Annotated in this window: 9 protein-coding genes; 7 read left to right on the top strand and 2 right to left on the bottom strand. The window is 70.8% G+C overall.

All coding sequences use genetic code 11. The features are described from left to right. The 3 genes from VGL85_RS08240 to VGL85_RS08250 form a co-directional block, all read left to right on the top strand. On the top strand, positions 1–805 hold an 805-nt coding region (locus VGL85_RS08240), incomplete at its 5' end, for a DUF3604 domain-containing protein (RefSeq protein ID WP_331587934.1). A 4-nt stretch (positions 806–809) separates the two neighbouring features. Beyond that, positions 810–2,789: a DUF3604 domain-containing protein gene (locus VGL85_RS08245; protein WP_331587936.1), complete on the top strand. Its 1,980-nt coding sequence runs from the start codon at positions 810–812 to the stop codon at positions 2,787–2,789. 76 nt (positions 2,790–2,865) lie between these two features. Next, positions 2,866–4,044, top strand: a complete 1,179-nt coding sequence (locus VGL85_RS08250; RefSeq protein ID WP_331587938.1) for a glycoside hydrolase family 27 protein — start codon at positions 2,866–2,868, stop codon at positions 4,042–4,044. On the opposite strand, the gene VGL85_RS08255 is transcribed toward VGL85_RS08250, so the two are convergent. Continuing rightward, on the bottom strand, positions 4,041–5,024 hold the full coding sequence (locus tag VGL85_RS08255) for a Gfo/Idh/MocA family protein (protein WP_331587940.1): 984 nt from the start codon (positions 5,022–5,024) through the stop codon (positions 4,041–4,043). The two genes, VGL85_RS08250 and VGL85_RS08255, sit on opposite strands and share 4 nt — an antisense overlap. Positions 5,025–5,155: 131 nt before the next feature. On the opposite strand from VGL85_RS08255, the gene VGL85_RS08260 reads away from it, so the two are divergent. Next, a complete protein-coding gene (locus tag VGL85_RS08260; RefSeq protein WP_331587942.1) occupies positions 5,156–5,650 on the top strand; it encodes a DUF421 domain-containing protein in 495 nt (164 codons plus the stop codon). Positions 5,651–5,657: 7 nt separating this feature from the next. Here the strand turns inward: VGL85_RS08260 and VGL85_RS08265 are convergent, their stop codons facing one another. Further along, entirely contained in the window at positions 5,658–6,956 is a 1,299-nt protein-coding gene (locus VGL85_RS08265; RefSeq protein ID WP_331587944.1) for a divalent metal cation transporter, read from the bottom strand. A gap of 150 nt (positions 6,957–7,106) precedes the next feature. Here VGL85_RS08265 and VGL85_RS08270 point away from each other — a divergent pair, with 150 nt between their 5' ends. From VGL85_RS08270 to VGL85_RS08280, 3 genes are all read left to right on the top strand, one after another. Next, positions 7,107–7,742, top strand: coding sequence for a UdgX family uracil-DNA binding protein (locus VGL85_RS08270; protein ID WP_331587946.1), 636 nt, complete (start codon positions 7,107–7,109; stop codon positions 7,740–7,742). A 50-nt stretch (positions 7,743–7,792) separates the two neighbouring features. Further along, on the top strand, positions 7,793–8,089 hold the full coding sequence (locus tag VGL85_RS08275; protein ID WP_331587948.1) for a plasmid stabilization protein: 297 nt from the start codon (positions 7,793–7,795) through the stop codon (positions 8,087–8,089). Between the two features lie 249 nt (positions 8,090–8,338). Continuing rightward, positions 8,339–8,902 (top strand): hypothetical protein (locus VGL85_RS08280; protein WP_331587950.1); only part of this gene is annotated, 564 nt, incomplete at its 3' end.

The following is an 8,902-nucleotide window of genomic DNA, read 5'->3' on the forward strand; positions in this document are numbered from 1 at the left end:
CATCAGCGGGCTCGACCCGCACACGATGCTGCCCACCGGCGCAGCGGCGCGTGCGGCGCTGGGCATGGACGAGCCGGGCGGACCTGGAGTGCGGCCGACCGGCCAGCGCGAGAACGACCCGCTGCAGTTCGCTTCCGCAGCGCTCACCGGGGTCTGGGCCGAGGAGAACACGCGCAACTCGATCTTTGCGGCGCTGAAGCGCAAGGAGACCTTCGCCACCTCCGGCACGCGCATCCGCCTGCGGATGTTCGGCGGCTGGGACTTCGACAAGGCGATGCTGCGCAAGCCCGGCTGGGTGGCCCACGCCTACGCGGTCGGCGCGCCCATGGGCTCGGACCTGCCGGCGCCGGGGAAGGCCGCGCACGCCCCGCGCTTCGTGGTCGAGGCCTCCAAGGACCCGGACGGCGCCAACCTGGACCGCATCCAGATCATCAAGGTCTGGCTCGACCACGGCGACTACAAGGAAAAGGTGTTCGACGCCGCCCTGTCCGGTGGCCGCAGGGACGACGCCAGGGGCCATGCGCCGGCGGTCGGAAATACCGTCGACCTGAAGACCGGCGCCTACAAGAACAGCATCGGCGCGGCGGCCCTGTCGGCCGTCTGGCAGGACCCGGAGTTCGATCCCAAGACACCGGCCGTCTACTACGCCCGCGTCCTGGAGATCCCCACGCCGCGGTGGAACACCCTGCTGGCGATCCGCGACGGGCTGCCGCTGCCGACCAACGCGCCGGCCAGCGTGCAGGAGCGGGCCTGGACCTCGCCGATCTGGTTCACGCCGGCCGGCTTCCGCGCCACGGCGGGCTAGACCGATGACGCGCGTTCGCCTGCTGGCCGTTTCGGTCTCGGCGCTGGCCCTGGCCGCCGGGGTGCTGGCGCTGTCCCAGCCGGCCGGCGGGCCCTCGCGTGCCCATGCCGCCGGCGCCGAGCCGCCGACCCCGCCCGGGGAGACCTACAGGAGTCCCGTCGCTCCGGAGAAACGGCGGGTGTTCTTCGGCGAGTTGCACCTGCACACCACCATGTCGCTGGACGCCTGGACCTACGGCACCAAGGTCACCCCCGACCAGGCCTACAAGTTCGCCCGTGGCGAGCCGGTCATAGTGCCGGCGGTGCAGGTGAAAAACGAGGAAGGGATCACCTCGGGCGACGTGTCCGCCCGCCGCGCCTGGCCGCTCGACTTCGCCGCGGTCACCGACCACTCCGAATACCTGGGCGCGATGCACCAGCTCGACGACCCACAGAGCGCCTTTTCCAAGTCGGCGACCGGGCAGGCGATCCAGAGCTACGCCAACGACCTCGAGCGCCGCGGCAACGTCGGCCAGGCGATCGGCCGGACCGGCGCGGCGGGTCGCCAGGCGGTGCGCGACGCGACCGCCGCCAGCAACGGCTGGGCGGTGGAGATGAAGGCCGCCAACGACAACTACCGGCCGGGGACCTTCACCACCTTCGTGGCCTATGAGTGGTCGGCGCGCGGCGACGCCGGCGGGACGATGCACCGCAACGTGATCTTCAACGCCGCCCAGGCGCCGTCGCCCTTCACGGCCGACGATTCCAACAAGCCCGAGGCGCTGTGGAAGTACCTGGAGGCGACGCGCGCCAAGGGGATCGACGTCATCGCCATCCCGCACAATTCCAACCTCAGCCGGGGCCACGACTTCGACTGGAACATGTCCGATGGCCGGCCGATCGACGAGTCCTACGCCCTGGAGCGGGCCGCCAACGAGCCCCTGGTGGAAATGGGCCAGCATAAGGGGACCTCGGAAACCCGGCCGGAACTTTCCATGGAGGACGAGTTCGCCAACTTCGAACTGGTCGATGCGGTGCGTGGCGAGCACGGCTCCTATGTCCGCGAGGCCTACGGCCGCGGCCTGATCATCCAGTCCAAGGTGGGCGCCAATCCCTTCAAGATGGGCGTGGTCGGCGGCTCCGATATCCACAACGGCCTGTCGGTGAGCGACGAGAGCGCCTACGCCGGCTCAGGCCCCTACGGCATCGATCCGAAGACCATGCTGCCGGCCCGTGAGGTGGCCGAGAAGGCGATGAGCTCGCGCGAACGCGGCGCGGCCCGCGAAGAGGGCGGCAAATTCCACCCCGTGCAGTTCAGCCCGGGCTCGCTCACAGGCGTCTGGGCGGAGGAGAACACCAGGAACGCCATCTTCGCGGCGCTGAAGCGCAAGGAGACCTTCGCCACCTCCGGCACGCGCATCCGCCTGCGGATGTTCGGCGGCTGGGGTTTCGATCCGGCGGCGATCCGGCGCGCCGACTGGGTGAAGAGCGCCTATGCATCGGGCGTCCCCATGGGCTCCGACCTGCCGGCGCGCCCGCAGGCGGCCAAAGCCCCGCGCTTCGTCCTGCAGGCCATGAAGGATCCCGCCGGCGCCAATCTCGACCGCATCCAGGTCATCAAGGTCTGGCTGAAGCCCGACGGGACCTATGGCGAGAAGGTCTTCGACGCGGTGCTGTCGGGCGGCCGCAAGGTCGATCCGAAGAGCGGCAAGGCGCCGGCCATCGGCGACACCGTCGACCTGAAGACCGCGACCTACCGGAATTCCATCGGCGCGGCGTCCCTCGCCACCGTCTGGCAGGACCCTGAGTTCGATCCCAGGACGGCGGCCGTCTACTACGCCCGCGCCCTGGAGATCCCGACACCGCGCTGGAGCACGATCCTGGCCGTGAAGGAGAAGCTGCCGCTGCCCACCGCCGTGCCGGCCACGATCCAGGAACGCGCCTGGTCCTCGCCGATCTGGTTCACGCCGCCGGTCGCCGGCAGGGGTCGGGCCGCCGGTCCCTGAACGCCGGCGCGTGAGCGGGCTCGTTATTGCGTCCCACCCGGTTAGAGTGCGCAAATCACCCGGGGGAGGACACGCAATGATCCGGAAGATCGGCCAAGGTCTCGTCGCCGTCGGGCTGGCCGCCCTGCTTGCCGGGCCGGCCATGGCCTCGCCGCCGTCCGCCGCGCCGACGCCGCCCATGGGCTGGAACAGCTGGAACCACTTCGCCGCGAAGATCGACGACGCCACCGTGCGCGCCCAGGCCGACGCCATGGTGTCCAGCGGCATGCGCGACGCCGGCTATCGCTACATCAACATCGACGACACCTGGGAAGGGACGCGCGACGCCGCCGGCGTGATCCACCCCAATTCCAAGTTCCCCGACATGAAGGCGCTGGCCGACTACGTCCATTCCAAGGGCCTCAAGCTCGGCATCTATTCGTCGCCGGGGCCCAAGACCTGCGCGGGCTACGAGGGGAGTTTCGGGCACGAGGCGCAGGACGCGGCCACCTACGCCGCCTGGGGGATCGACTACCTGAAGTACGACCTCTGTAGCCTGGGCGACCAGATGAAGGCGACCGGCTCGCTGGACAAGGCCCAGGCGATCGAGCTGGCGGCTTACAGGAAGATGGACGCGGCCCTGAGGGCGACGGGCCGACCCATCGTCTACAGCCTGTGCCAGTACGGCGTGGCTCAGGTCTGGCGCTGGGGCGGCTCGGTGGGCGGCAACCTGTGGCGCACCACCGGCGATATCTCCGACCGGTTTTCGCGCATGGCCACGATCGGCTTCGGCCAGGCGGGGCTCTCGAAGTACGCCAAGCCGGGGAACTGGAACGACCCGGACATGCTGGAGGTCGGCAACGGCGGCATGAACCCCGTCGAGTACCGCACGCACATGAGCCTCTGGGCCTTGCTGGCCGCGCCGCTGCTGGCCGGCAACGACCTGACCAAGATGACGCCCGACACCCTGGCGATCCTGACCAACCGCGAGGTGATCGCCATCGACCAGGACAAGGCCGGTCGCCAGGGCGACCGCGTCCACGCCGAAGGACCGCTGGAGGTCTGGGCCCGGCCGCTGGCCGGCGGGGGCAAGGCGGTGGGCTTGTTCAACCTCTCCGACCAGCCGTCCTATGTGGAGGTGAACTACGCCGATCTGGGGTTCAAGGCCCCGGTCAGGACCCGCGACATCTGGGCGGCCAAGGAACTCGGCAAACTGAAGTCCTACCGCGTCCTGGTCCCGAACCACGGCGTCGTGCTGCTGCGGCTCGGGGCCTAGAGGCGGACGGGCGCGCCGGTCGCGAGCGAGCGCCGCGCGGCCTCGGCCAGGCGCAGCGAGCGGACACTGTCCGCATAGCCGGTCTCCGGCTGGGCGGTCCCCGCGAGGACCTGGGCGAAGTGATCCATCTCGCCGCGGTAGGCCTCGGCATAGCGGCTGATGAAGTCCATGTACCGCGGTGCGGCCTGGGCGCCGGCCTCTCGCCACAGCTGGACGGTGTCCTGCACAAGGTCGCCGCCCCGCAGCATTCCGCCTGAGCCGAAGGCCTCGATCCGCTGGTCGAAGCCGTAGCCGCTTCGCCGCGAGTTGCTGATCATGCACAGGCGACCCTTCGCGTCGCGCAACAGGGTGCGTGCGGTGTCGACGTCGCCCGCCGCGGCGATGGCGGGATCCACCAGGCAGCTCGCCCAGGTGAACACCTCCACGATCGGGTCAGGCATGAGCCAGCCCGCCAGGTCGAAGTCATGGATCGTGAAATCGCGATAGAGCCCGCCGCTGGTGGGAATGAAGTGCGCCGGCGGCGGGGCCGGATCGTGGCTGACGATATTCAGGCTTTCCAGCTCACCGATCTCGCCGGCCGCCAGCCGGGCCTGGAGCGCGCGGCAATCGGGGTCGAAGCGCCGGTTGAAGGCGACGTAGAGCGGCGCGGCGGGCGTCACCAGGTCGGACTCGGCGGCGAGCAGGCGCGGCAGGTCCAGGTCGAGGGGCTTCTCGCAGAACACCGCCTTACCCGCGGCCAGGCAAGCTGTCGCCAGGTCGAGGTGGGTATCGGTGGAGCTGGCGACGATGACGCCTTCGACCGCGGCGTCGGCCAGCACATCCTCGACGCTGCCCAGCCGCGCGCCGACGGACGAGGCGATCGCGCCGGCGTCCGGCCGGGGATCGACCAGCCAGGCGACCTCGAGCCTCGGATGGTTGGCGGCGTTGGCCAGGTGGACGGCGCCCATCCGCCCGGCTCCGAACTGCGCGATCCTGTGCATGCGCCCGTTCTTCGGAGCAAACCGCGCGCGAGACAAGGCGCGGCTGTGGCGGGGGCCCACAGACGCCTCCGCAGGGAACCGACAGCGTGGCCGCCGGATTGAAGCCTCCGAGCCCGGAGGGAGGCGGCCGGATGGACTGGTTTCGCGCGCTGATCGGACCGGACGAGGGCGCCGACACCGCCCAGCTGTGCGTCCGCGCGGTGCTGATCTTCTTCCTGGGCGTGCTCTACATCCGCATCGCCGGCCGCCGCACCTTCTCGCACAGCTCGCCGCTCGACATCATCGTCGCCCTGATCGTGGGCTCCAACCTCAGCCGGGTGATGACCGGCAAGGCCGACGTCTGGCCGTCGATCACCGCGACCCTGGTGCTGGTGGTCCTGCACCGGCTGTTCGCCCTGTTGACCCTGCGCTCAGGCTTCCTGGCGCGGATCATGAAGGCCGACCCGGTGGTGCTGATCCGGGACGGGGCGGTCGATCGCAGCGCCGCGCGCCGGCACGGCGTGGGCCAGATGGACCTCCTGGAAAGCGCGCGGATCGAGCAGGTGGAGCGCCTGGAAGACGTGAAGCTGGCGACCCTGGAGAACAGCGGCAAGATCAGCGTGGTGCCCCGCCGGCGCGCCAGCTGAGCGCCGCTCAGTGCCCGAGGGTGGCGAACATCCCGATCGTGGCGGCGGCCATGGCCGCGGCGCTGGCCCAGCCGACCGCCTTCAACGGCCAGGGCAGGACGAAGCGCCCCATGATCTTGGGACGGCTGACCATCAGCATCATCATCACCATGACCGGCGTGGCCACGACGCCGTTGATCACCGCGCTCAGGAACAGCGCCTTGAAGGGATCGAGCGGGGTGAAGTTCAGCACCGCGCCGACGGCCGTGGCGGCGGCGATGGCCAGGTAGAACTCCCGCGCCCGGCCGAACTTGCGCGAAAGGCCGACGCGCCAGCCGAGGGCCTCGCCGATGGCGTAGGCGGCCGAGCCGGCCAGGACGGGAACCGCCAACAGCCCCGTGCCGACGATGCCGAGCGCGAAGACCAGGAACACGGCGGGCCCGGCGATTGGCCGCAGGGCCTCCGCCGCCTGGGCCGAGGTCTGGATGTTGGTCACGCCGTGTGCGGCCAGGGTCGCGGCGCAGGTGACCACGATGAACAGGGCCACGACATTGGAGAGCGCCATCCCGATATAGGTGTCGATGCGGATGCGTTTGAACTCGGCCTCGGCCTGCTTCGGCGCGCGCTTCAGCGGCTTGGCGCCGGCATGCTCCTTGACCTCCTCGACCTCCTCCTCCGCCTGCCAGAAAAACAGGTAGGGGCTGATCGTGGTCCCGAGGATCGCCACCATGATGGTGAGGTAGTCGGCGCCCCAGCGGATGTGCGGGGCGACCAGGCGCAGCGCGACCGTGCCCCACGGAACGTGCACCACGATGGCCACGCCGACATAGGCCAGCAGCGCCAGGGTCAGCCACTTCAGGAAGAAGACGTAGCGCGAATAGCGGACGAACACTTCCAGGCCGGCGGACAGCAGGCCGAAGCCCGCGACATAGAGCAGTTCCGGTCCGCCCACGACGAGCTTCAGCCCGGCCGCCATCGCGCCCAGATCGGCGCCGAGGTTGATGGTGTTGGCAGCGACCAGCAGCAGGATGATCGCGGCGACCACCGGGCGGGGATAGTGACGCAACAGGTTGCCGGCGATCCCGCGGCCGGTGACCCGGCCGATGCGCGCGCTGATCTCCTGGATGGCGCACATCAGCGGCCAGCTGAACAGCAGCAGCCAGGCGGTGTCGAAGTTGAACTGCGTGCCGGCCTGAGAATAGGTGGCGATGCCGCTGGGGTCGTCGTCGGACGCACCGGTGATCAGGCCGGGGCCGAGGACCCGAAGCAGGCTGCGCGCCTTGGCCGGCGGGTCCTGGGCGGGTTCGGAGGTCTTCTTGGCGGTCAAGGCGGGCTCCCCGTGGGCGGAACGCCGCCAGCTGTGCTTTGGCTCCCGGATGACATCCTAGCACCGCCTTGAGGCCATGGGGTCGCCGCCGATGCGCCCTGTGGCCCGCCGCGGAACGTGGGGCGGCGCCTCGCCGTTGCTGCGATGGCCATGACCCAGACCAAGCCGCTCGGCGCGCCGGACGCCGCCTCCGCGCCGCGTACCCTGGCGGCGCTGAACCGCCTGATCCGGGCGACCCCGCCGCCGCCGTCCTTCTCCGATCGCGCGGTTCTGGGGGAAGGGCCGATGCACCCTGAGCTGGCCTTGGTCGGCGAACAACCCGGCGACCGCGAGGACGAAGCGGGGCGGCCGTTCGTCGGGCCATCCGGCGCCCTGCTCGACCGGGCGCTCGCCGAGGCCGGGGTCGCCCGCGACGAGGCCTATGTCACCAACGCCGTGAAGAACTTCAAATTCCGCCGCTCCGGCAAGCGGCGCATCCATCAGTCGCCCACCGCCGGCGATGTGAAGCACTATCGCTGGTGGCTGGAGCGCGAGCTTAGCTTCGTGCGGCCGAAGATGGTGGTGGCGCTCGGCGCGACGGCGGCGCTGGCGCTGTGCGGACGACGCATCCCGGTCATGCGAAATCGCGGCCCGGCCGACTTCGGGGCCTGGCGCGGCTATATCACGGTGCATCCGTCGGCCCTGCTGCGCCTGCGCGGCGACGCCGAGCGCCACGCCGCCTTTACGGCCTTCGTCGCCGACCTCGAGCGGGCCAAGGCGCTGGCGGACGCGCCGGCCCAGGGGTGAACCCGGCCCGGACCGGCCCGTTAGACCTCGATGAACGGAAGGAGATCGCCATGCCCCAAGGTGACAAGAGCAGCTACACCGACAAGCAGAAGCGCAAGGCCGCGCACATCGAGAAGGGCTACGAGCACCGCGGCGTCAGCCACGAGGAGGCCGAGAGCCGGGCCTGGGCGACGGTGAACAAGGAGAGCGGCGGCGGCAAGAAGTCGGGCTCGGGACGCGGCAAGACGGAAAGCCACGCGTCTTCGCGCAAGGGCGGCCACAAGGGCGGCTCCAGCCAGTCCAGTTCCAGCCGTTCGGCGGCCGCGAAGAAGGGCTGGGAGACCCGCCGCCACGAAGCTCACCACTGAACCCGCGCTCGGAGGCGACGAAAACTGTGGTCGGCCCGCGACCTTCGATAGGCCCCTTGAGCCGCCACACGACCTTCCCGTAGGCCCGAAGCTTCACCGGCGCTTGCGGTCTTGCGGAACTGCGTTCACCGTGGCCTTCGCCAGGCGAGGGTCCAGAGCTTGCGCTGGGGTAAAATCAGGGGTTCGATCCGGGCTGCGCTGATCGCGGCGGGCCTGATGTCTGCGGCGTGTAACGCTGCGGCAGCGAGCGTGATTGTCCAGGCGCCGAACCTCCAGACACCGGTGCGCATCTGCCGCCCGACCGGCGCTGTCCAAGCGGGGACGAGCCGCGGGCTCGGCCAGCGCGCGCGGGCCGCCGAAGGCGTGCTGGCCACCCCGGCCGGCGACGGCGACCGCGGCGACAAGGCGCTGGCGACCCTGTCCGAACGCGCCGACGACGGGCCGCCCGCCGACGTCTCGGCCATGGCCGCCTATTGCACGGCGGCCGGCGAGGCGGCGCGGCTGGCGCGATCCGGCAGCGCCTATCAGGCCGAGACCTATCTGCTGGCCGGGCTGCGGTTCGCCAATGAGGCCGGGGACAAGGACCTGGAGGCGCGGGCCGCCTACCGCCTGGCGCTGGCCACCATCGGCGGGCCGGTGATCGCAGACACCCGCGGCGGCGGCGCGCCGGTTCGCAACCGCCAGGCCGAGGCGGCGGCCGCGGCCAAGCCGCCCACCGACGACTGCGCGGCGCTCACCGAGGCCGCCGTGCTGCTGCGGCCGGGCGCCGCGACGGTAGCCGCGGCCCTGGGGTGCGCGCGGACCCGGGCCCGC

Origin of the sequence: Phenylobacterium sp. (assembly GCF_036501465.1) — a bacterium.
Lineage (GTDB): Bacteria > Pseudomonadota > Alphaproteobacteria > Caulobacterales > Caulobacteraceae > Phenylobacterium.

What these genes read in the sequence shown, in the direction of transcription:
- VGL85_RS08260 (WP_331587942.1), top strand. Translation starts at nt 5,156, where the DNA reads ATGGACTGGTTTCGCGCGCTGATCGGACCGGACGAGGGCGCCGACACC.
- VGL85_RS08255 (WP_331587940.1), bottom strand. Translation starts at nt 5,024, where the DNA reads ATGCACAGGATCGCGCAGTTCGGAGCCGGGCGGATGGGCGCCGTCCAC.
- VGL85_RS08245 (WP_331587936.1), top strand. Translation starts at nt 810, where the DNA reads ATGACGCGCGTTCGCCTGCTGGCCGTTTCGGTCTCGGCGCTGGCCCTG.
- VGL85_RS08250 (WP_331587938.1), top strand. Translation starts at nt 2,866, where the DNA reads ATGATCCGGAAGATCGGCCAAGGTCTCGTCGCCGTCGGGCTGGCCGCC.
- VGL85_RS08270 (WP_331587946.1), top strand. Translation starts at nt 7,107, where the DNA reads ATGACCCAGACCAAGCCGCTCGGCGCGCCGGACGCCGCCTCCGCGCCG.
- VGL85_RS08275 (WP_331587948.1), top strand. Translation starts at nt 7,793, where the DNA reads ATGCCCCAAGGTGACAAGAGCAGCTACACCGACAAGCAGAAGCGCAAG.